The organism is Aquimarina sp. I32.4 (genome assembly GCF_002924285.1).
GTDB lineage: Bacteria > Bacteroidota > Bacteroidia > Flavobacteriales > Flavobacteriaceae > Aquimarina.
Map to the genome: position 1 here is coordinate 1 of NZ_PGUB01000012.1, position 24,419 is coordinate 24,419.

Annotated in this window: 22 protein-coding genes; 8 read left to right on the forward strand and 14 right to left on the reverse strand. The window is 31.8% G+C overall.

What is annotated here, in order from left to right; all coding sequences use genetic code 11:
- Positions 1–220 precede the first annotated feature (220 nt).
- The gene (gene lspA / locus CVD18_RS04135; protein WP_233194464.1) at positions 221–679 is read left to right on the forward strand and encodes a signal peptidase II; all 459 of its coding nucleotides are present in this window, start codon (positions 221–223) and stop codon (positions 677–679) included.
- Positions 676–1,281, forward strand: coding sequence for a carboxymuconolactone decarboxylase family protein (locus CVD18_RS04140; protein WP_103864185.1), 606 nt, complete (start codon positions 676–678; stop codon positions 1,279–1,281). The genes lspA and CVD18_RS04140 overlap by 4 nt, the downstream gene beginning before the upstream one ends.
- A gap of 93 nt (positions 1,282–1,374) precedes the next feature.
- On the opposite strand, the gene CVD18_RS04145 is transcribed toward CVD18_RS04140, so the two are convergent.
- Positions 1,375–2,100: a hypothetical protein gene (locus CVD18_RS04145; protein ID WP_103864186.1), complete on the reverse strand. Its 726-nt coding sequence runs from the start codon at positions 2,098–2,100 to the stop codon at positions 1,375–1,377.
- A 121-nt stretch (positions 2,101–2,221) separates the two neighbouring features.
- The gene (gene glyA, locus CVD18_RS04150; protein WP_103864187.1) at positions 2,222–3,496 is read right to left on the reverse strand and encodes a serine hydroxymethyltransferase; all 1,275 of its coding nucleotides are present in this window, start codon (positions 3,494–3,496) and stop codon (positions 2,222–2,224) included.
- Between the two features lie 362 nt (positions 3,497–3,858).
- On the opposite strand from glyA, the gene fahA reads away from it, so the two are divergent.
- The 4 genes from fahA (at position 3,859) to CVD18_RS04175 (ending at position 7,976) form a co-directional block, all read left to right on the forward strand.
- Complete coding sequence (gene fahA, locus CVD18_RS04155) at positions 3,859–5,139, forward strand: fumarylacetoacetase (RefSeq protein WP_103864188.1); 1,281 nt, start codon at positions 3,859–3,861, stop codon at positions 5,137–5,139.
- Positions 5,140–5,249: 110 nt separating this feature from the next.
- Positions 5,250–6,434 (forward strand): hypothetical protein, encoded by a 1,185-nt coding sequence (locus CVD18_RS04160; RefSeq protein ID WP_103864189.1) that lies wholly within the window; start codon positions 5,250–5,252, stop codon positions 6,432–6,434.
- A 64-nt stretch (positions 6,435–6,498) separates the two neighbouring features.
- Positions 6,499–7,098 carry a Crp/Fnr family transcriptional regulator gene (locus CVD18_RS04165; RefSeq protein ID WP_103864190.1) on the forward strand — a complete coding sequence of 200 codons (600 nt, stop codon included), beginning with the start codon at positions 6,499–6,501 and terminating at the stop codon, positions 7,096–7,098.
- Positions 7,099–7,535: 437 nt separating this feature from the next.
- Positions 7,536–7,976 (forward strand): group III truncated hemoglobin, encoded by a 441-nt coding sequence (locus CVD18_RS04175; protein WP_233194465.1) that lies wholly within the window; start codon positions 7,536–7,538, stop codon positions 7,974–7,976.
- Position 7,977: 1 nt separating this feature from the next.
- On the opposite strand, the gene ytxJ is transcribed toward CVD18_RS04175, so the two are convergent.
- Complete coding sequence (ytxJ, locus tag CVD18_RS04180) at positions 7,978–8,373, reverse strand: bacillithiol system redox-active protein YtxJ (protein WP_103864192.1); 396 nt, start codon at positions 8,371–8,373, stop codon at positions 7,978–7,980.
- 203 nt (positions 8,374–8,576) lie between these two features.
- On the opposite strand from ytxJ, the gene clpB reads away from it, so the two are divergent.
- The gene (clpB, locus tag CVD18_RS04185; protein ID WP_103864193.1) at positions 8,577–11,177 is read left to right on the forward strand and encodes an ATP-dependent chaperone ClpB; all 2,601 of its coding nucleotides are present in this window, start codon (positions 8,577–8,579) and stop codon (positions 11,175–11,177) included.
- Between the two features lie 90 nt (positions 11,178–11,267).
- On the opposite strand, the gene CVD18_RS04190 is transcribed toward clpB, so the two are convergent.
- The 7 genes from CVD18_RS04190 to CVD18_RS04220 all read right to left on the reverse strand — a co-directional run bounded on the left by CVD18_RS04190 (position 11,268) and on the right by CVD18_RS04220 (position 19,188).
- The gene (locus CVD18_RS04190; RefSeq protein WP_103864194.1) at positions 11,268–12,734 is read right to left on the reverse strand and encodes a CoA-acylating methylmalonate-semialdehyde dehydrogenase; all 1,467 of its coding nucleotides are present in this window, start codon (positions 12,732–12,734) and stop codon (positions 11,268–11,270) included.
- Between the two features lie 458 nt (positions 12,735–13,192).
- Positions 13,193–13,918 carry a DUF6733 family protein gene (locus CVD18_RS04195; RefSeq protein WP_103864195.1) on the reverse strand — a complete coding sequence of 242 codons (726 nt, stop codon included), beginning with the start codon at positions 13,916–13,918 and terminating at the stop codon, positions 13,193–13,195.
- Positions 13,919–13,927: 9 nt separating this feature from the next.
- Complete coding sequence (locus CVD18_RS04200; protein ID WP_103864196.1) at positions 13,928–14,818, reverse strand: alpha/beta fold hydrolase; 891 nt, start codon at positions 14,816–14,818, stop codon at positions 13,928–13,930.
- A 2-nt stretch (positions 14,819–14,820) separates the two neighbouring features.
- Positions 14,821–16,395, reverse strand: a complete 1,575-nt coding sequence (locus CVD18_RS04205; protein ID WP_103864197.1) for a class I adenylate-forming enzyme family protein — start codon at positions 16,393–16,395, stop codon at positions 14,821–14,823.
- Positions 16,396–16,814: 419 nt separating this feature from the next.
- Positions 16,815–17,078, reverse strand: a complete 264-nt coding sequence (locus CVD18_RS04210; RefSeq protein ID WP_103864198.1) for an acyl carrier protein — start codon at positions 17,076–17,078, stop codon at positions 16,815–16,817.
- A 5-nt stretch (positions 17,079–17,083) separates the two neighbouring features.
- Positions 17,084–18,358, reverse strand: coding sequence for a diaminopimelate decarboxylase (locus CVD18_RS04215; protein WP_103864199.1), 1,275 nt, complete (start codon positions 18,356–18,358; stop codon positions 17,084–17,086).
- Positions 18,359–18,642: 284 nt separating this feature from the next.
- Positions 18,643–19,188, reverse strand: a complete 546-nt coding sequence (locus CVD18_RS04220; protein ID WP_103864200.1) for a DUF4440 domain-containing protein — start codon at positions 19,186–19,188, stop codon at positions 18,643–18,645.
- A gap of 256 nt (positions 19,189–19,444) precedes the next feature.
- On the opposite strand from CVD18_RS04220, the gene CVD18_RS04225 reads away from it, so the two are divergent.
- The gene (locus CVD18_RS04225) at positions 19,445–20,107 is read left to right on the forward strand and encodes a Crp/Fnr family transcriptional regulator (RefSeq protein WP_103864201.1); all 663 of its coding nucleotides are present in this window, start codon (positions 19,445–19,447) and stop codon (positions 20,105–20,107) included.
- On the opposite strand, the gene CVD18_RS04230 is transcribed toward CVD18_RS04225, so the two are convergent.
- The 4 genes from CVD18_RS04230 to CVD18_RS04245 form a co-directional block, all read right to left on the reverse strand.
- Entirely contained in the window at positions 20,095–20,655 is a 561-nt protein-coding gene (locus CVD18_RS04230; protein WP_103864202.1) for a porin family protein, read from the reverse strand. The genes CVD18_RS04225 and CVD18_RS04230 overlap by 13 nt on opposite strands.
- A gap of 118 nt (positions 20,656–20,773) precedes the next feature.
- On the reverse strand, positions 20,774–21,673 hold the full coding sequence (locus CVD18_RS04235) for a Ppx/GppA phosphatase family protein (protein ID WP_103864203.1): 900 nt from the start codon (positions 21,671–21,673) through the stop codon (positions 20,774–20,776).
- Between the two features lie 5 nt (positions 21,674–21,678).
- Positions 21,679–23,784 carry a polyphosphate kinase 1 gene (gene ppk1, locus CVD18_RS04240; RefSeq protein ID WP_103864204.1) on the reverse strand — a complete coding sequence of 702 codons (2,106 nt, stop codon included), beginning with the start codon at positions 23,782–23,784 and terminating at the stop codon, positions 21,679–21,681.
- Positions 23,784–24,269 (reverse strand): histidine phosphatase family protein, encoded by a 486-nt coding sequence (locus CVD18_RS04245; protein WP_103864205.1) that lies wholly within the window; start codon positions 24,267–24,269, stop codon positions 23,784–23,786. Before CVD18_RS04245 ends, ppk1 begins: the two co-directional genes overlap by 1 nt.
- Positions 24,270–24,419: the final 150 nt, after the last annotated feature.

Here is a 24,419-nt window from a genome sequence, read left to right on the forward strand (position 1 = left end):
ACAAAAAACTGTCCTAGATGTTAACGCTATAAAGAATTACAGAAATATCGAAGCACAATATCAAAAACTAATATCAACGCAATTATAAACTAGAGCCAAAAGTAAATCTCAGAATAGTCAAAAGTTTCTATTACATTTGATAAACACTTATCAATCTGATGAATCATAATGAAGCTAAGAAATATACTTATTCTATCTCTAATTTTTTTGAATATCAGTTGTGATCAGATATCAAAAAAAAATAATTCGACAAACTATAGAACCTTATGAACGTATTGAGGTATTCAAAGATAACTTTATAGTTACCAAAATAGAAAATACAGGCGCTGCTTATAGTTTAGGATCAGATCTAGGGCCAATCTTAAAAGTCCTGTTATTACAAATTTTCCCTTTAGTAATTTTATTAATATTAGTAAGACAATTATTAATTCGAACCAATTACTCTAAGGGTTCTATAGTTGGTTTTGCATTTATAATTGGTGGTGGAATAGGCAACCTATATGATCGTATTATATACGGTTCTGTTACAGATTTCCTAATTTTGGACATAGGAGTGATAAAAACCGAAATCTTTAATTTGGCAGATGTTTCTATTATGTTAGGAGCTATTTTGGTATTTATTCTTACACTTTTTGGTAAAAATAAAATAATCTCTAAAAATAAAAAATTAATAGAATGAGCTGGATTAAAGAAATATCATATAAAGAAGCAACGGGCCAATTAAAAAAAATATATGACCGTATCAAAGGACCAAATGATACTATAGATAATGTATTATCCATTCATAGTTTACGCCCACATACCCTTATAGGCCATATGGGGTTGTACAAAAATGTTTTACATAATTCTAATAATACATTACCTAAATGGTATCTAGAAACCTTAGGTGTTTATGTGAGTATGCTTAATCAATGTAATTATTGCGTAGATCATCATTCTGCTGGACTAAAGCGCTTGCTAGGTGATGATGATAAGTTTCAAGATATCATTACTTGTCTTGCTTCTGATAAATTACATCATCATTTTAAGCTTCAATACCTATCTGGATTAGAATATGCCAAGCAATTAACATTAGCGCATCACACGATTACAGAGACTGATATTCATACACTCAGAAAACAAAATTTATCTGATGGTGAAATACTTGAAATTAATCAGGTTGTGAGTTATTTTAATTATGTAAATAGAACTGTTGTTGGATTAGGTGTGAATACTGATGGTGACATAATAGGGCTCTCTCCTAATAACAGTGATGATGCAGAAAACTGGAGTCATTCATAAGAATTACCTAGAAAGTTTGCATCTGTTCTCTTTTTTTAAACATTTTTCCCGTAAAACAATCATATTCAAATATTTAAAACATATTTAATCGTATTATTTCTTAGTGTATGCTTTCCATTTTTCTAAAAATGCAGAGTCGTTTACGATATACTTTTTACCGGTTTTATATATACTAAAGCCATCTTTTCCTGTAATATCAGAGTTATTATATATGTTTTTATAAAATTTAGTATATCCTTCTTTTTCTTTTTGGAGTGTTTTACGTAGGGATATATATACATCTGCTTCTGGATTCGACTTTTTCCAAATAGTATAAGTCGTCATATTAGAAGTATATTCGATAGTATACAACATATCATCGTTCTTTTCTATACTCCAGCTCAATGCATGATATATACTCTTTTCTGAATAATTAATTTCTTTTCTATAAAATTGATTATTGTAAAAAGATAAAACACCGTGCATAGCATTAGGAGTAAGTTGATGCCTCTTAATCACTTTTACAAAACCAAATTCATTATTAGAAATACGATTTATGAATAATATTCCTTTATATATTGTATAATCATGAATGCTCCCAGGTCCTTTTCCATACCCTTCTACAAGATCATATCGCCCTTCTATATTAGGAACCTCCACACTTATTACGGTATCTTTCTTATTTTGATTAGTTGTTAAAACAATATTCTTATGCTCAACCTTTTTGTCTAAACTATCTGATACATTTTTTTTACACCCTATAATGAATATAATTACAAATATGACAGGTACTAACTGTACTTTTCTAGTGTTTATCAAATTTAGACTAATTCTATTCATACAAACAAATGTAATCAAAGTCAGGAGTTTACTTCATATTTCTTGAAAACAACTTTTACCAAAAAGCGCATTGTATATTAGTATAGACAATGCGCTTTTTAAATACTATTATATAAAAAGATTACCCTGCAAAAAGTGGTTTATCTTTCATCATTGCAGTTACCTCATCAGCAATAATATGTAATTCATCTTCATTCTCTACATTTTGAATCACTCTATCGATTAGCTCAACAATTGTAATCATATCTTTTTCTTTTAATCCTCTAGTTGTAACAGCAGAAACGCCAATACGAATTCCTGAAGTTACAAACGGCGACTTATCATCAAAAGGTACCATATTCTTGTTTACTGTAATTTCTGCAACCCCTAATGCCTCTTCTGCTTGCTTACCAGTTACTCCTTTATTACGTAAATCGATTAACATCATGTGGTTATCTGTACTACCTGAAATCACATCATATCCTTTCTTGACAAATTCTCCTGCCATTACCTCAGCATTTTTCTTTACTTGTACAATATAATGTAAAAATTCATCTGTCAATGCTTCTCCAAAAGCAATTGCTTTTGCTGCAATAATATGTTCCAGTGGTCCTCCTTGATTTCCAGGAAAAACGGCACTATCTAACAACGATGACATCATACGTTTTTTTCCATTCTTTAAGGTAATTCCAAAAGGATTTTCAAAATCTTCACCCATCAAAATAAGACCTCCTCTTGGACCTCTTAATGTTTTATGTGTAGTCGTTGTTACGACATGACAATGTGGGATAGGGTCAGAAATTATTCCTTTAGCAATAAATCCCGCAGGGTGAGCAATATCTGCAAATAAGATTGCACCAACACTATCTGCTATTTCTCTAAATTTTTTATAATCAATCTCACGTGAATATGCAGATGCTCCTGCAATAATCATCTGAGGTTTCTCTGTATTCGCTATTTCTTGAATCTTATCATAATTTAATCTTCCTGTTTCTTTATCTACACCATAAAAAATAGGTTGGTATAATTTACCAGAAAAATTCACTGATGATCCATGAGTTAAATGCCCTCCATGTGAGAGATCAAAACCAAGTATTTTATCACCAGGTTTAAGACATGCATGATAAACTGCCGTATTAGCTTGAGATCCAGAATGTGGTTGTACATTAGCATATGCAGCCCCAAACAATTCTTTTGCACGATCTATGGCAATCTGTTCTATGACATCTACTACAGCACATCCTCCATAGTATCGCTTACCAGGGTAGCCTTCTGCATATTTATTAGTTAATACTGAACCAGCTGCCTCCATTACTTGTTCACTCACAAAGTTTTCAGAAGCAATTAATTCTAATCCGTTGATTTGACGTTCTTTTTCGTCCTGAATCAAATCAAAAATCTGTTCGTCGCGTTGCATGAATTGATAATTAGTTAATAATGTTGTAAAAATAGGAAATACATTCTTTAAATTAGTCTAAACGATTACTAATAAATATGAACAATTTGTTCACATTTTTCAACCAGATATAAAGTCATAAAATTTTGTCATTTTATGTACCTTTTTTTGATCTTTTCTTCATTTAATTATAAATGACTCTAATTAATAAGCAAGCTTACTAATAATCATTCTAAATAAGTTATTTATTTAACAATAAAACAATAAGAATTAGATAGTTGTATATTATTTTAATTTTTTTTCACAAAATTAAAAACCTATAATCATTCTAAAATTATATATTTGATCATAAGATTTACGACAACTTATTAAACATACTATAAATGCCTATAACTGCAAATTATCCAGATAGAAAAACTTGGATTGAGACACCTCTTAATACAGATTTCCCTATACAAAATATACCCTTTGGTGTATTCTTGACTCGGGATGATATAATAACCATTGGCACTCGAATTGGTGATACAGCTATTGATCTGGGAGCTCTTCATCAATTAGGATATTTTGAAGAAATCCCATTGACTGATGATATTTTTTTACAAGACTCTCTAAATGATTTTATTTCTGATGGAAAAAAAACATGGAGACTTGTACGTAATAGAATTGCTGAAATTTTTGATGCTAAAAATAATACATTAAAAAATAACGAAAAACACAGGCAGGAAGTTTTATTTTCTCTAGATGAAATTGAAATGCAACTTCCAGTTAGAATTGGAGATTATACTGATTTCTATAGTAGTATTGAACACGCTACCAACGTTGGTAAAATGTTTAGAGATCCAGATAATGCCCTGCTGCCAAATTGGCTACATATGCCTGTTGGATATCATGGTCGAAGTAGTTCTATTATTCCATCTGGTATTCCTGTACATCGCCCACAAGGTCAAAAACTTACAAATGGTGCATCAGAACCAATTTTCGGACCATCAAGATTAGTAGATTTTGAACTTGAAATGGCATTTATAACTACAGATGCTAACCAATTAGGAGAACCAATCCCTCTTGAAGAAGCAGAAGACTACATATTTGGTATGGTATTATTTAATGATTGGAGTGCTCGTGATATTCAAAAATGGGAATATGTTCCACTAGGCCCTTTTCTAGGAAAGAATTTTGCTTCCTCAATATCACCATGGATTGTAACAATGGATGCGCTAGAACCATATCGTACGGAAGGCCCTAAACCTTTAAAAGAACAACTTCCTTACCTTCAATACGAAGGAAAAAAGAGCTTTGATATAAATTTAGAGGTTGCTATTCAACCAGAAAAATCAGTAGAAACAGTTGTAGCCAAAAGTAATTTCAAATATATGTACTGGAGCATGGCACAACAACTTACACACCATACTATAAATGGATGCCCTGTTAATTCTGGAGACATGATGGGTAGCGGAACCTTATCTGGTCCTACACCCGATTCATATGGATCTATGCTAGAATTAAGCTGGAGAGGAGAAAAACCATTACCTCTTAAAGAAGGAGGCAGTCGTAAGTTTATTGATGATAATGATACCGTAATTATGAGAGGGCATTGTGAAAAAGGAGGAGTACGTATTGGATTTGGAGAGGTATCTACAAAACTACTTCCCGTATTTAAAAAATAAAATACAGAATATTTAATTTTATTAAACCTCGAAAAAAATCAGTTTCGAGGTTTTTTATTATCTTTTGTCATCAAAGTTGTTTTCAATACCCAAATCAAAATATCAGTGATATGAAAAAACTACTACTTATATCTTTTACAATCATTGTTTCGTCTTGTAGTAGCGTCAAAAAGACCGAAAAAGCACTTAATACAGGTAATTATGATCAAGCAATAAATATCGCCTTAAACAAACTCAAAACAAACAAAAACAAAAAAGGTAAACAACCATATATAACTATGCTGGAACAGGCATATGCAAAAGTCATAGATAGAGATCATAATGCTATTACTTATTTAGAAAAAGAAGGGAATCCAGCAAATTTGGAACGTATCTATAACTCATACCTTACTCTCAGAGATAGACAAGAACGTATAAAACCATTATTACCTCTCTATCTTATCGAAGAAGGACGTAATGCTGATTTCTATATGCGTAATTATGATCAAAAAATTATAAGTACCAAAGATAAACTTTCTGAATACCTGTATAGTAATGCCAAAAACTTACTAGCAACTGCCAAAAGAAAAACAGAATACAGAGCAGTATATGAGGATCTTATATACCTTGATAAGGTTACTCCTAATTACAAAAATACAGTAGAAATGATAAAAGAAGCCCACAAAAAGGGAACTGATTTTGTAAGGGTAACTATGAGAAACAACACCAATGTAGTTATTCCTAGAAGATTAGAAAGTGATTTACTTAATTTTGGTACATATGGGTTAAATAATCTATGGACAGTATATCATAGTCGACCACAACGTGCTATCAAATATGACTATGCTATGGAAGTAGATTTAAGAGAAATCAACATATCACCAGAACAAATTAAAGAACGCCAATTACAGAAAGAAAAATTGGTTAAAGATGGATGGGAATATCTACTTGATGAAAATGATGAAATTGTAGTTGATGATAAAGGAGAAAAAGTCAAAGTAGATAAAATGGTAACAGTACATTGTGAATATTATGAATTTACTCAATTCAAAGCTGTAAATGTTATTGGTAACGTGCTTTACAAAAACCTGAGAACAAATCAGCTTCTAGATGCTTTTCCGATAGCGAGCGAACATGTTTTTCAACATATTTATGCCAATTACAATGGAGATAAACGCGCACTAGATGATAGTTTATTGGGATATCTAGGAGCAAGAGCAGTACAGTTTCCTTCAAATGAACAAATGGTTTATGATTCTGGAGAGGATATAAAAAATAAATTAAAAAATATTATTACAAATTATCGTTTTAAATAATATTGGTCACCTTATAATAATATAAGGCACTCATGAAAACTTACTTATACCAGAAAATTTTGCGATGATCAATCCAAAAAAATTACGAGATGCAGGAGCCATATTAAAAAACTATAAACGAGGAGAGGTCCTCTTTTATGAAGATGCTATTGCTAGGTATTATTATCAGGTGGATCAAGGAGAGGTCAAGATGAATAATTATAATCAAGAAGGAAAAGAATATATTCAGGGGATTTTTGCTAAAGGAAAAAGCTTTGGTGAACCTCCCCTCTTTGCAGATTTCACCTACCCTGCCAATGCTGAAGCTATTATTGACTCTAAAGTTTGGCAACTTCCAAAAGATAAATTCTTAAAACTTTTAGAAGAAAACCCAGAAATTCACCACAAATTTACCAGTACACTCGCTTTACGTTTGTACTACAAAGCGATAATGGTATCAGAAATATCAACACAAGAACCAGAACACCGTATTCTTAGAATTTTGGATTACTTCAAAAAAAATAACACAACAGATAAAACAGATTCGTTAAGCTACAAAGTAGAACTTACCAGGCAACAACTTGCTGATCTTACTGGATTACGAGTAGAAACTGTAATACGAAGTATCAAAAAATTAGAGCAAAAAGGAGAACTTTCTATCAAAAATAGAAAAGTGTATCGCTAGAACACACATTCTTCTTACTTTATGATTAAGATCATAAAATGAAGGCCTGTCCTTGAAATATCTTTGAGTAAACTTAAAATTCAAGCTTATGTACTCAAAGCTATTAAAAGATTTCAAGGAAATGTATATGGCATACATTCCATTAATGATTATTCTTTCCAGTTGTTTAGGTTCTATTGCTGCAATGTATATTTTGATGCAAGAAAGATCTATTTTTCAAGTGATACAGTTATCTGTTTGTGTAATTGCATGTATGGTTTTTAACGCTTCTATTTTAGCGCAAATGAAACCAAAATTCATCTTGAATCTATTACTATTTAGCCTAATAATAAATACGATACTTGTAGTTCTAAACATGACATTTTATTAATGGATTCATTAATAAAATGTCATGTTTAGAACTACACACCAGAATATCGGTTCATATCTTTATATTTATGAAAACAACTATCAAAAATGATATCAAAAATAGAAATGACATTAAAACTCTTGTAACTCAATTTTATGTAAAAGTCAGAAATGAGGAATCACTTAGCCCAATCTTTAATCATATGATCAGTAATTGGGATACTCATATAGAAAAATTAATCGATTTCTGGGAAACCAATCTTCTTTTTACCATAAAATATAAAGGCAATCCAATCAAAGCACACCAAACAGTAGATCGAGTATTTGATGGTTCTATCAATCAAAATCACTTTGGTATATGGCTCAATTTATGGATAGAAACCCTAGATACACTATTTGAAGGTAAAAAGACAGAAACAGCTAAAAGGAGAGCTAGAAAAATGTCAACCCATCTTTATATAAAAATGTATGAATCTAGAGTAACTCAGAAAATAACATGTCCTTTTTTAAACGAAAAAGACACAATCTAATCTAAATAAACTGATGTAATACCTGCGGTGTAATCACACTATGCGAAGAATGATGTACTGTAACTCCATTTTTTATAACGATAAATTGTGGAGATTCATGAAAAACCTGAAACTTTGCTGATATTTCAGAAGATACATCTCTATGGTTTAACAAGTCTACATAATACAAATCTATTTTATCATTCTCTATATCAAAACTATTCTCAAAATTACGCATTACCATTCTACTAATTCCACATCGAGTAGAGTGCTTAAAGATCGCTTGTGTCTTATTTTTTGAAGCCTTTGCTATAGCATCTAATTGAGAGACCGAATTAAGTACCTGCCAAGGCAAAGCTTGTTTTTCTTCTTTTGGTGTTTTTTCTTCTGATCCAAATAATTTATTAAATATTCCCATTTTTTTCTATATGCTTAATGATTACAAACTTAGTCAAATGATTTTTAATAATTGACTATAGCCACCTATTGGTCGTTGTAAAACTCGTAACTTTACATCAAGACAAAAAGTCACCGAAACCTATTGCTAAACAAGACATTTTGACACTTTTATAAACTAGGAATATTATTTGATCCCTTGTTGTAAAACCTAAAATAAAAGAAATGAATTTTAATAATTTCACTATAAAATCACAAGAAGCTATACAACAAGCACAACAGCTTACACAGAGTTTCGGTCATCAACAAATAGAAAATGAGCATATATTTAAAGCTATTTTTACTGTTGATGAAAATGTACTTCCGTTTTTACTTAAAAAATTAAATGTAAACATCAACCTTCTACAACAAGTTCTTGATAGTACTCTAGAAAGTTTTCCTAAAGTAACAGGAGGAGAACTACAACTATCTAGAGAAGCAGGTAAATCATTGAATGAGGCCAGTATCATTGCCAAAAAGATGAATGATGAGTATGTATCTATAGAACATCTGGTTATTGCTATTTTTAAATCAAAAAGCAAAATAGCCCAAATATTAAAAGATCAAGGGGTTACAGAAAAACATCTTACTGAAGCTATTAATGAGATTAGAAAAGGAGAACGGGTAACATCACAAAGTGCCGAAGAAACATATCAGGTATTAAATAAATACGCCAAAAATCTCAATGAGATGGCGGAAAATGGTAAACTAGACCCTGTAATCGGTCGTGATGAAGAAATAAGAAGAGTATTACAAATCCTTTCTCGTCGTACCAAAAACAATCCAATGCTAGTAGGTGAGCCTGGTGTTGGTAAAACAGCTATCGCAGAAGGGTTAGCCCATAGAATTATTTCAGGAGATATCCCAGAGAATCTTAAAGACAAACAAATTTTTTCTTTAGATATGGGAGCCTTGATTGCAGGAGCCAAATTCAAAGGAGAATTTGAAGAGCGCCTTAAAGCTGTAGTAAAAGAAGTTACTACGAGTGATGGGGATATTGTATTATTTATTGATGAAATTCACACCTTAGTTGGTGCTGGAGGTGGTCAAGGTGCAATGGATGCTGCAAATATTCTAAAACCTGCGCTAGCAAGAGGAGAACTGAGAGCTATTGGAGCTACAACATTAGATGAATATCAAAAATATTTTGAAAAAGATAAAGCATTAGAAAGACGTTTTCAGAGAGTAACCATCGATGAACCTGATACAGAAAGTGCTATTTCAATTTTAAGAGGAATCAAAGAGAAGTATGAAGTACATCATAAAGTACGAATAAAAGATGAAGCTATTATAGCCGCAGTAGAACTATCTCAGCGTTATATAACTAATAGATTCTTGCCCGATAAAGCGATTGATTTAATGGATGAGGCCGCCTCCAAGTTAAGAATGGAAATTAATTCTAAACCAGAGGAGCTAGATGTATTAGATAGAAAAATTATGCAACTCGAAATCGAGATCGAGGCTATAAAAAGAGAAGATGATGATGTTAAACTAAAAACTCTTAATGCTGATCTTGCCAATATAAAAGAAGATCGTAATGAGATCTTCTCAAAATGGCAAAGCGAAAAAGAAGTGGTTGATGCCATACAAAATGCAAAAACAAATATCGAAGAGTATAAACTTGAAGCCGAACGTGCTGAACGAAATGGTGATTATGGAAAAGTTGCTGAATTACGTTATGGTAAAATAAAAGAATCACAGGAACACCTAGATCAATTACAAGAACAACTAGATCAGCAACAAAGTAAATCATCTCTTATTAAAGAAGAAGTGACCAATGATGATATTGCAGAAGTAGTTGCCAAATGGACTGGTATACCTGTCACCAAAATGTTACAAAGCGAACGTGAAAAACTACTTGTTCTAGAAGAAGAGCTTCAAAAACGAGTAGTAGGACAAATAGAAGCGATACAGGCAGTAAGTGATGCAGTACGAAGAAGTAGAGCTGGATTGCAAGATCAAAAAAAACCTATAGGATCTTTCTTATTTCTAGGAACCACTGGAGTTGGTAAAACCGAACTTGCAAAAGCTCTAGCCGAGTATTTGTTTAATGATGAGAGTGCCATGACTCGAATAGATATGAGCGAATACCAAGAACGACATGCTGTGAGTAGATTAGTAGGCGCACCTCCTGGGTATATAGGATATGATGAAGGAGGACAATTGACAGAAGCCGTGAGAAGAAAACCATATTCTGTAGTGCTATTAGACGAAATCGAAAAAGCACACCCAGATACATTCAATGTTTTATTGCAAGTATTGGATGAAGGTAGACTAACTGATAATAAGGGTAGAGTCGCAGACTTCAGAAACACTATTATTATCATGACTAGTAATATGGGGAGTCATATCATACAAGAAAAATTTGAAACTATCAAAGATATGGATTCTGCAATGGAAGCCGCCAAAGTTGATGTGCTTGCCATTCTAAAAAAATCTGTGCGGCCTGAGTTTTTAAACAGGATAGATGATATCATCATGTTTTCTCCTCTTACAAAAGCCAACATACACGAAATTGTAAAACTACAGTTGCAACACGTTTCTAAAATGCTGGCAGAGCAACACATTACTCTGGATGCGACAGAACAGGCTATTGTATACCTATCTAAAAAAGGGTTTCAACCAGAATTTGGAGCAAGACCCGTAAAACGAACCATTCAAAAGGAAGTTTTAAACAAATTATCTAAAGAAATTCTCGCTGGTAATGTTTCTACAGAAAGTGTAATCTTATTGGATGAATTTGATACAAATCTGGTATTTAGAAATCAAGAAAATTTAGTTTCTTGAAAAGTTAGAAACTAGTATAAAATAAGCTATCGAAGTTTTTTATAAATTTAAAATAAACTTCGATAGCTTTTATATTGTTGAACTCATGAGTTAACTCATCCAATTAGTTTTATCTTCTTTGTTCCATTTGGTAGTAGTTTTTTTACTTTGTGTCCAAAATTCAATCGAGCTTTTCCCTGTGATGTCGCCCACTCCAAATTTTGATTCATTCCAACCTCCAAAAGAAAAAGGCTCTCTTGGCACAGGAACTCCAATATTAACCCCTACCATTCCTGCACTCGCTCTTTCTATTACCTGCTTTGCTAACCCTCCATTTTGCGTAAAAACCGCAGCCGCATTACCATAATTAGAGCCATTCTCTATTTTGATCGCTTGATCAAGATCTTTTGCTCTGATAATACTAATAACTGGACCAAATATTTCTTCTTTGGCTACAGACATATCTGTTGTTACATGATCTAAAATAGTTGGACCTACATAAAAACCAGTCTCCCCACCTTTGACAACTACGTTTCTTCCATCTAGAATGACATTGGCCCCTGCTTGTTCTGCTTCTGTTATATACCGCTCAATACGTTCTTTGGCTTCTGCACTAATCACTGTACCTAAGTTTTCTCCAGGAATAATTGCCTTTGCTTCTTCTACCATTTTATCAATGATATGATCTATTTTATCAACCCCTACCATTACAGAGGCTGCCATACATCTTTGCCCTGCACAACCAGACATAGAAGCGACTACATTGGATGCTGTCATTTCTGTATTAGCATCAGGCAATACAATCAAATGATTTTTTGCTCCTCCTAAAGCTAGACAGCGTTTAAGATTTGAAGTTGCTTTTTGGTATACTATTTTAGCTACCGTAGTAGATCCTACAAACGTTACTGCTTTGATATCGGGGTGATCACAAATTGATTCTACCACTTCTTTACTTCCATTAATAACATTAAAAACACCTTGAGGCAAGCCTGCTTCTTTAAGTAATTGAGCTATTTTCATTACACTTAGAGGAACTTGCTCTGATGGTTTCATAATCATTGTATTTCCTAATACCAAAGCATTTGGGATTGTCCAGTGAGGTACCATATTAGGAAAATTAAAAGGAGTTATAGAAGCTACAACTCCCAGTGGTTTTTTTTCTATCTTACATGCTACCCCTTTACTTACTTCTTGTATTTCATTACATACAATTTGTGGGAGCGAAACTGCAAATTCACAGAGTTCTATTCCTTTTTCAACCTCTGCCTTTGCTTCGCCAAAAGTTTTTCCGTTTTCTAACCGAATAAGATTAGATAATTCTTCTATATTTTCTTCCAATAGGTTTCTATATCTAAAAAATACCTGAACTCTCTCTTTCAATGTTAATTGTGACCATTTTACAAATGCTGTAGAGGCCGATTTAACAGCTTTATCTAATTGTTTCTTGGTGGATATGGGTACTCTAGATATACTGCCCCCATCCAGAGGGCTTATTACATCAATAGATGCTTCTTGATGTTGTTCAAAATCTCCATTAATAAAATTCTGAACAGTAAGTTGGTCTTGTACTAATTTCATAGCTAAATAATATTGTTTATGAAAATAACGGGGTTATCTTCTAAAACTTATCTATCCTGATTAATAAATAGATAAGAGGTCTCTAGAAAAGCAATGTATTGATTCAATACAATTTACATAATAGTATACTTATTTCTTGTAAAAATGATATAAGTCTATCCTCTTTGTAGAAATCTCTTTTATAATATAACACTTGATTAAAAGACTTCAAAACAAAGATTTAATACATAAAAATCAATATTCCTTTCTAGACAACCTCTTACTTAACAAAATGGCAATGTGTTTTACTTAAAATAAGTATCTAATAAAAGATTACTTGTTTATCACAATATCATATCGTGTGCTTTCTACAATTATCATGATTTCATCGATAAGCTACTGTTTCTACTGCTTCCATTCTTCTTGTTTTATCAAAAAGGCTTTTTTTATCTTATTATTTCTTTTGAATATTTTTTTATTTAGAGTGGAATAAAAGCTGCTACTTTATAAAATTCATCAGAGGTTCCTACATCTGTAGTCAATGTTGCTCCCGCTGATATTCTAAAAGATATCCCTTTATCAAATTTCATTTTTACTGACCCACCTAGCCATTGATAGATTTTTACACTTCCTGATGCATCTTCTTGTCGTGTTATACCAAAAGATTCATAAAAAGCTCCCAATACAATCCTATCACTTACTTGTATTCCAGGTGCCGCCCAGTTTAATAAATAATCTTTGGTTACGATATCATCATCTTCTCGCAATGATTTGTAATAAGCGATATATCCTTCAAAATCAAAAAGACCATCATTGTAAGCTACAAATAGATTAGGTACTAACCCTTCTGCTATTTTTGTTCCTTCGCTATTGGATGAAAACTTACCATGAGAAATTCCCATAGATGGATTGAGATACAATTTCTTATTAAACATTTTAAACCCTAAACCTACTCCCGTTTCTAGCAACAGGTCGCTTCCTGAATCTAAATTTCCAAAAGAAGGGTTTGTCCAAAAGATGCTATATATAGTAATATCATAGCTTTTATTGGTTTCAAAATTACCAAAGAAGATAGGGTAAAATCCTGCAACACTATTATGCAGAATCTGAGTAGCAAAAGTTGCTTTCTTCTTTTCTTTTTCTTGTGCTTCTATAAAATATGTAGACAATACTAGTATACATAGTGTGATTATGATTTTTTTCATGACCGAAGTTTATATTTTTAAAAATTGATTTATATATGTTGATATTGGCCTATGAGCTTCTTCTAGATGTAAATGGTGCCCTCCATCTATTTGATGTACTGTTGCATTTTTGAATTGCTCGATTCGTGAAGTATACATTCCATCTGCAAACAATCCTTGTTTACCCAATACGATAAGAGTTTCACATTGTATATTCTTGATAAACAATTGTGCTTGTTGCTCTGTCATTCTATAACACTCTGATAATACAATCCTAGGGTCAAATCGCCACCTGTAACCTTGTGTCACTTTTATTAATGATCGCTCTACCAAACACAAAGAGGCATCATAAGATATTTTACCTATTACATTATCCATTCTATCATGCACAGCTTCTTCTTTTGTTTTGAAGTACCCAACATCGGGGTCAGAAAAACCATATAATTTTGTTTTTCTTGCCATTTTTAGCTGTTGTACAGATTTTCTGAATTCTGTAACAATATTTTCCTCTTCTACTACAAAAGGTGCCCCCAATCCATCTAGAAATATTAGCTTGGTAACTTTATTTGGCATTGCTCCTGCGATAATAGATGCTACTCCTGTCCCCATAGAATGCGCCAGAATAATACACTTTTTCCACCCTAGTTTTTCTATAACCTTGAGTGCATCTACGGCATAATCCCATAAATAATAAGATGTATCCTGAGTTCTGTGATCTGACCAACCATGTCCTGCCAGGTCTATAGCAACAATGCATATATCATTTGATAACAGTGGTATTAATTTATCAAAAGAGTTTGCATTATCTAACCATCCGTGTATTGCTAATACAGGGGTACCACTTTGGTCCCCCCATATTTTTACAGCAATTCTAAAACCATCGATTTCGATAATTTTTTCGGTATATGCTACTGTTTCCATACTTATACAGCTGCTTTGGTTTTTACTTCTTCTAGCGCCATATCTTTCAACTTAATTACATTAAATTTTCCATTTGGCGTTTTGGGCATGGATTTTATAATCCTTATATATTCTGGTACTTTATAGTTCTCCAGATCCCTTTTGCATAAGGTAATAATGGCTTCTTCTGTAGTTACTTGCCCATCAGTAAGCACTACAAAAGCAAACAATGCCTCCCCATAATCCTCATCTGGTACTCCTGTTACCAGTACAGCATTGATTTCTGGTATTGCGCTTATATAATCTTCTACTTCTTTTGGACTTACTTTTATTCCTCTGGATTTTACCATATGATCCATTCTTCCTTTAAAATAGAGATACCCATCTTCATCTAGCGAGCAATAATCCCCTGTATACAGTACTTTTTCTCCAGGAAAATTTCCTTCTTTTAGTTTCTCTGCCGTCTTCTCTGGTTTATTCCAATATCCTCGCATTACAGTAGCTCCACGAATAACTAGTTGACCTATTTGATTAGGTTCTTCTATTTTATTGTTATCATCATCAACCAACCATAATTCTGTGTTCGGGATGGCGATCCCTACGCTATTTGGTTTTTTATCAATATCAGCAGGAGGCAGATAAGTACATCTTTTACATTCTGTAAGACCATACATAGAAAAAATACTTACATTAGGAAACAATGCTTTCACCATAGCAATGTTGGTTTCTGTGAGGGCTGCTCCTGTATTGGTTACAGCACGTATACTGGATAAATCCAATTGAGATTTTTTATTTTGCTCATGCAACATCATAACCATAGTAGGTACTGCAGGAAGAATTGTTGCCTGTTGTTCTCTTATTGTTTTTAATAAAAAGATAGGCCAGGTAAATTCTTTTTCTAGCAATAATGTTGCTCCTGTTGATACACACATAATCATTTGATATAATCCATAATCAAAAGATAATGGTAATGCGCACAGTACTTTATCGTCTTTGGTATATCCTAAATATCCGTTTAATGAATTTGTTGCTGCAATCATATTTTGATGTGTAAGCATCACTCCTTTAGGTTCTCCTGTAGAACCTGATGTATATATGATAGCGGATAAGTCAATACTAATTGTCTCTACAGGTATTACCTCTTGTTTTTTCTGAGATAGTATAGTATCCATATTAGTATATAACTGCTCAGAAGGTATTTCTTTGCTGCCTGACAGAATTACTTTATGTAATTGTGAGCTTTCTAGCATTACCTTATTTTGGCTTACAATCTCATGATTTGTAATCAATGCTACTGCTCCAGAATCATTCAGTATGTATTTTATTTTTTCAGATTTCAACTCTATTCCTACAGGTATAACTACAGCTCCTGCTTTGAGTATCCCCCAAAATGAGATTACAGTATCTATTGTATTTCCCAATAAGATAACTACCCTATCTCCTCTTTGTACTTGTATACTTTGAAGATAGTTAGCCAGTTTATCGGATAACACATCCAAATCCTTGAATGTATATGTATTCTTTGCCATAGAAACAGCAATTTTATCAGGATATATTTGTGAGTTTCGGGTTAAAAAATTTTGAAGTAAGGGAGTCATTTTTCTTTTGCTTTTAAATCATTACTATTTTTTCTATTCTTTCTTTACACCTTACATTACGCTTAAAACAAAGCACAAAAGCTCCTTATGCAACAGCTATGCTATCAACAATAAAGCCTTGCGATGCTTGCAAAAAGGGAGGTGAAAAATCAGAAAGAATTTTATGTCATTTTTGATTACAAAATGACACATTATAAACACATCCTCTTATCAAATAATCTGATTGAATATGTTTTACATATACCTAATTCTAAATTCTACAAAACATAGAAATTGAATTGATATAATAAGAGTAAGAAGTGCCCTTTTTGTTACTAAGAACACCTCTTACACATTGAGCTAATATTACTACACAATCTTAGCGTTATTTATTCACTAACTGAGAAGATCTATAGTCACTATCAACGTTTAATTATTAACTATACTGCTACTTGTAATTCAGACAGTACATAGTCATAAATTGCTTGCAAGGTATTGAAATGCCTTGCCTCTATTGTATCAGGATTTACCTCAAAACCTTCTATATTATCTTCTAGAAATGTTAAAAAAAACATAGATGAAAGGGAGTCTATTCCTAAATCGTTTTTGAGATGTGAATCTAATTGAATTTGTTCTTTCTTCAGATTAGCTATACTATCTATTAATCCATCTTTTATAAGGTCTAAAATTTTATTTGTGTTCATCTTTTTTAGTTTAATACAGGTTCTTTTTTAAAATCTACTACTACTTGTCTGCTTATGATATCATCAGAGGTGTCCTTATGTCTAATAAGGTGTACTTGATCATCATAAACCAACGCTTCTACGGGAAATCCATGACTATGAAAAAGTCCAGGAGAAGATGTCGATCCGTATGCACCAGAGGCATTGATTACTAGAATATCTCCTTCTTTAACTTCTTTTAGCTTTATATTTCTACCGATAATATCATCTGGACTACATAATGGCCCAGCAACCTGGTATTCAAACTCTTCTGAATTGTCTGTAGCTGAAATATTTTCCATAGGGAAATTTCTTTTAACCACACGCCCAGAACCTGCGGAAGCAGAATGGCAATTCGTTCCACCATCTGTCACTACAAATGTTTTTCCGTGATTTATTTTTATATTATTTACTCCTACAGCAAAATACCCTGCTGTACCAATAATAAATCTTCCTGACTCCATAATAATTCTTGTATCAGGATATTTTTTATGGAAATCACTAAACAGAGGTGTCATCAAATTTTTGAATTCTACAATATCTAATTCTTCTTGATTAGGGAAATATGGTATTCCCATTCCCCCACCAACATCAACCATAGAAAAGGTGGTGTTATATTTTTGACTTATCTGTTCATATAGCCCTAATATATATTTTGAATTTTCATATACAGATTGTGCATCTAATATATTGGTTCCATTATACACATGAATCCCTTTAATATTAATATTAGGCACATTAAGATACGTTCCAAAATTGGCTATTGCATGTTTTTCATCGATACCAAATTGAGTAGGTCTACCCCCCATTTTCCATGGAGAACCTTTTGCAGAAAAATCAGGGTTTATTCTGATAGCAACATCTACCACTACTCCCGCTTCATTAGCAAACCTAGATACTCTTTTGAGCTCTGTTTCTGATTCTACTACTATAGCAAAAACACCTAACGAAATTGCTCTTTTAAGTTCATAATCTTTTTTACAAGGACCAAGGTATACAATATCTTGTGGTGTTGAGCCTGCTTTTAATGCGATCTCCATTTCTGTAATAGAACAAACTTCTGTACAAGCTCCTTTAGATCTTAATAATTTTACTAATGAAACGTTTGGATTGACTTTTAGGGCATAAAAAACGTCTACACAGTCGGGTAACGCATTGACCAACCTTTGATAATTTGACACTAACTTTTCTCCATCGTATATATAAGATGGGGTGCCGTGTTCTTTTACTGCCGCAATAATTTTTGATTTGTGTGTTTGCATAATAGCTTTAAATTGTTGTTAATAATTTTTCTTTTTCTTTATGATAGCAGCTATACTGCCGCATCTGGCATATTTTTCAACTTTTTATAAATAGTTTGATTGGCTATCCTTTTTTAAGGATGGATATTTGGTGCTATCTCACAACTCTTCAAGTATCTACATTAAGTACATTTTTATGTACACCAATAGTTTTTAGTATTCTTTCTTTTATAGAGTTGTGATTTTCCAGCACAAGGAAACTACGCTGTTTTATAAAAGAAGCTAGGTTTAATTATTTGATATGATTACTTATCAGAATTAAACATATCATAATGTATAAGCCATTTTCCATTTTCTTTTTTCCATAAAATGATATAAGACCCCTCAAAAGTGTGCTCCTTTTTAGTATCTACAAAACCTAACATATGACATCTCTGAAAAGCAACGTCCATCTCACCATAAAACTCTAATTCATCCTGATAGAATTCTACACGATCTACTCCTTTTACACTTTCTGTAAATTCTTTTTCTATATCCGCTCTTCCTAATCTAGGCTTTACTCCAGGTTTCATAAATACAGCGCCTTCTACGATATATTCTTCTGATATTCCTTTAGGATTTTTATTCTTCCATTTGGTCTCAAACCGTCTATCAGCAATATCTATCAATTTTGCCTGCTTTACTAAGTCTGCTTTGGTAACACTATTAGTTCCAAAATAACTCACTACTGAACTTTTATAGTCTATGGTAACTTTCTTAGACTTTGAAGAGTTAGAGAACGAAATTACAACTAGGGCTCCGATGACCAGCGCTGTAACTAAAATCGATTTGTTCAAATTAATTCTTTTCATGATTGTGTGTAATTAAAAGATTATTAAATATTTACATTGATTTGAATATCGAAATTAGAGCAACAGGAAAAATACTCGTATAAAAAATCTAACACAAAATCTTCAATATATTTTATAAGAGAATGCTCATTTTATGGTTTTATAACAAAACAAATGAGTGTTACTCGTAAAAAATTACATTATTTTATAACAATATTTTAACAAATCAACCAGTTTATTGACGAATGATTTAAAAAAAACATACTAGAACGGGCTGATGAGTTTGGAATTATTGAACATTCTAAAAAGCAATGGAGCATATAAGAGTACAAGCTATACTAAAAATGAAGCGATCATACATAAAGGAGATATTGCCACACATCTATATGTTATTATAAATGGTAGTGTAAAAATTAGTTGTTTACATAGAAATGGGCAAGAGGTTATATTGGTTTTATTAAATCAAAACCAAACATTTGGTGGCAATGGAGCATTTCATGATTTGGACACAAATTATATTTTCAAATCCGTTATTGAAACAACTGTTATTGAAATCTATTGCATGGATGATATCTATGAGATGATCAAAAAAAATCATAACCTGCAAAGGGAATTATTTAGAATCTGGGGAGAGAAGTATACGATGCTAGAGCAAAGGATCAGGGTTTTAAATATTAAATCTACTTTATTAAGGTTTATAGAAGTACTAATGGAGTTCAAAGAGAAATTTGGTTATTCATGTCCTGATACGAATGAAATAATAATCAATTCTCCTTTGGACCAGGAAGGAATTGCTAATTATATAAGAACAACTAGAGTTAGTGTTAATACTATTATACACCAACTCAAGTATGCTTCATTAATAGAATATGAAAAACAAAAAATCGTTCTAAAAAACGATTTTTTTGAGCACTATAAATCTATTGCTTATAATTTATAACCTAGAGAAAGTTGTATATTTCTAGTATTTCCTTTTGTTCCTCCAGGTATATTACTATCATCTATCATATTTGATATCCCAAAACCATATCGTAAATCTGCAAAGAAATTCTCTGTTATATTAACCCCAATACCTGCAACTGCAGCTAAATTAAATGTATTAAAATTGGTCTCTACAGAGGTATTATCCTCCCATTCCCATATTTTGATTCCTGCTTGAGGTCCAATATGTACATTAAAACGATCTGAGATATTATATTTTATAAATACAGGTACTTGAAGATAATCTACACGTAAAGATTCATCATCATTACCAATAGCTGAATATTGAAATTCAGGTTGAAAGCTCCATTTTTCTGTAATTGGAAATTCTGCCAAAAACCCTGCTACTATCCCCAATCTACTATCTTCTAAATTTTCTGGTATATCATCAGAACTAATTGAACTTAAGTTTGCACCGATTCTAACCCCATAAGACGCTTCTTGAGCTTGAGAATTGAATGTTACAAACATTAAAAAAATTGTAGTGTATAGTATGACCTTACTCATAATTCCAGTTTTTTTTGTCTTTTATTAAGGACGCAAAGTAATAGATTTTTGCCTAAACTATCTCAATCTGTAAAAATTATTACTTTACAAATCGATGAATCGTATGAATTATAACTCTTTATCGATTATTTAGTTTCTCGTTATACAAAGATTTTATAATGCCATCAGACAGCCCTATTTTTGGGACATATATCTCTCTAGAGCTACTCCATTTCATTGCAGAAAGATATATTCTAACTGCGGGTAGGATAACATCTGCTCTATCTTGGTTTAAATTAAGTTGCCATATTCTTTCTTCATATGTCAAAGAATTCAGTAGTTTATAATAAGAACTTAAATATAAGAAAGACAAAGATTTGCCTATTTTTTTACCACTATTTTTAAAAATATTATTAATATTCCCTCCTGATCCTATGAGAGAGATTCTATTATAATTTTTGGTGTTTTCTTTGATCCAATTTTCTACATCTTTCCAAATTGTGTCTGCTACCAAATTATTTAAAAGCCTTACTGTTCCTAACTTAAAAGATTTTGACACTATCGTATTACCATTATGGTATAAAGTGAATTCTGTACTCCCCCCACCAACATCTACATATAAATACGTCGCATCTGTATTAATTAATTGATTAAGATCAGTCATAGCGATTATAGCAGCCTCATCTTTTCCATCAATGATATCTATCTGAATTCCAGTTTTTTCTTTGACAAGCTCTACTATTTCATAACCATTTTTGGCTTCTCTCATTGCAGAGGTAGCACAAGCTTTATATCGTACAACTTTATGTGTTTTCATCAAAAGTTGATAAGCTTGCATAGTATCAACCATTCTTATAATATTCTCTTGCGATACTTTATTACTCTTAAAAACGTCTGCTCCCAAACGTATAGGAACCCTGACCAAGCTTGTTTTTTTAAACCTTGTCTTTTTCCCTTCTTCTTCGTGAATACTACTGATTAATAGCCTTACAGCATTAGAACCAATATCAATAGCTCCATATTTTTCTATAGTTAACAAAATAATTAATTTCCTAGTTTTTTTAAATAATATTCATACGTAGCTATTTGAGATCTTATTTTTTTCTGATCATTAAGTATGTATGCATTATCTTGGTTTTTAGATAATTTTCTAGCTTTTACGTTATCATTCCAACAAATATCAAAAGTCTCCATTAGCTCTAATTTGATATCCTTATCATAAATAGGGCACGATATTTCTACTCGCCTATCCAGATTACGAGTCATCCAATCTGCAGATGAAATGTATACTTTTGGTTCTCCTCCATTCTGAAATATAAACAATCGTGGGTGTTCCAAAAATTTATCAATCACACTAATTGCTCTAATGTTTTCACTCATACCAGGTATTTCTGGTATTAAGCAACAAATACCTCTAATAATCAAATCTATTTTTACTCCTGCTCTACTTGCTTCATATAACTTATCTATCATTTCATAATCACTCAAGCTATTTAATTTTAACTTGATACCTGCTTCTTTTCCTTCTTTGATATTTTTTATTTCCTTGTCAATGAGTTTAACTAGAGAGGATCTCGTATAATGTGGAGATACTAATAAATGTTTATATCTATTTATCTTATAATTGATTTCAAAAAACTTAAAAACCTTATTGGTTTCTTTTAAAATCGCTTCATTTGTAGTAAACAATGTATAATCGGTATAGATTTTTGCTGTAGATTCATTAAAATTACCCGTGCTTATAAACCCATATCTTTTTAATTTTCCATTTTCTTCTCGCTCAATCACACATGCTTTGCAATGAATCTTGAGGCCAGTAACTCCAAAAATAAGATGCACTCCTTCTCTTTGCATTTTTTCTGCATATCTTATATTGGCAGCTTCATCAAAACGAGCTTGTAATTCAATTTGAACGGTTACATTTTTACCATTTTTGGTAGCATTTATCAACGAACTAGCAATATGAGAAATATTTGCTAATCTATATATTGTGATTTTTATACTCTTAACTTTAGGATCTATCGCAGCTTCTCTTAAAAATTTTACTACATAAGAGAATGTATGATAAGGTGTATATTGCAAAAAGTCTTTTTTTGCAATTTTATCCAATAAACTTCCTTGTAAAACAAGTCCTGGTATCGCCAGCGGTTTTATGGATTGATATACCAAGTTTGTATTTCCTAGATCAGGAAAATTCATATAATCTCTACGATTATGATATCTTCCTCCAGGAATAATACTATCTGTATTATCTATTCCCATTTTTTCCATCAAAAAACTAAGGGTATCTTTTTCTATTGTTTTATCATATACAAATCTTACTGGTTCACCATCTCTTCTGGATTTTACACTACTTGATATTTTTTGAATAAAACTTTTACTTAGATCATTATCAACATCTAACTGTGCATCTCTTGTAATTTTTATCATATGAGCCGAGGCTTTTATATAATCAAAAATACTAAAGTTAATATGCATACAGTATCGTATTAAATCATCTAACATGATGATAAATTGTTTCCCATCTTTTTCTGGTAATACAACAAATCGTTCTGTATTTTTAGGAATCTCTATAAGTGCATAAATTTTCTCCTTGGTAGTTTGTTGTAATATTTTGGATATTCTACCCTCTTTAGCCACTTTTTCTTTTAGTACAAGTTTTACGGCCAAATAAGCTACACTATCTTTGAGGTGCGGAAACTTTTCTAGATCATTAAGAATATAAGTAACTAATGCGGGGCTTACTTTGGTGACAAAATAATTACGAATAAAAGCATCTTGATCTTCAGTTACCTGATTTTCATCAATTACATATATATAATGTTTCTCTAGTTCATTTTTTATGCTATTAATTGTTTTCAGGCTAGTAGCTTGCTGTTTGATAACAATATTGGTTATTTTTTCCAATAATTCACTTGCTGTAGACCCTTTGAGTACATTTTTTCCATCCTTACCTGCTTGATCGATTCTTTTTATGGTAGCATATCGCACTTTAAAGAATTCATCCAGGTTATTAGAAAATATCCCAATGAAGCGTAATCTTTCTAATAAAGGTACTTTATCGTCTGCAGCCTCTTGTAATACTCTTGCATTAAACTGTAACCAGCTTAGCTCTCTATTAATATATTGATTGCTTTCATTTTCCTTCATTATCGCAAAGATTTAGGAAAAAGTGTTAATAAGGTATTTCCGACAGATATATCTTGCCATTCTTTTACATCAAACTCTATAGCAACAACTCCTGATGTTGGTAGGTTATCTATTCGTTTATTACCCAAAAAATTCACAATTGAAGTAAATCCATGATTATGCCCAAATACCATTAATGTATCAATAGCAGCATCGCATTTCTTTATTTCATCCATCACCTGATTTCCAGAAAAATCATATAAATCAGGTACTATTGAAAATTTAGTTTCAGGAATTTCTAAATGTTTTAGAATAATACTTGCTGTCATACGTGTTCTTTTTGCAGGACTACATAAAACTTTGTCTATAGGTTTTATCAATGACTTTAATTCTTCCCCTATCAATTCTGCATCATTTAGTCCTCTAGTATTCAATGGTCTCTCATCATCTGATATATCAAACTCCCAAGAAGATTTAGCATGTCTTATTAAATATAAAGTTTTCATGAAGTTTATACCTTTTGTAAAAATCAAATTATTTTATACAAGTTTAAGAATTCGATTTTACAAATCTTACTAATAAGAGTACAAAATTATTTTTAGTTCAATACACAAGTAAAGAATTTTGATATCCTATATTTTTAATAAAGAAATTAT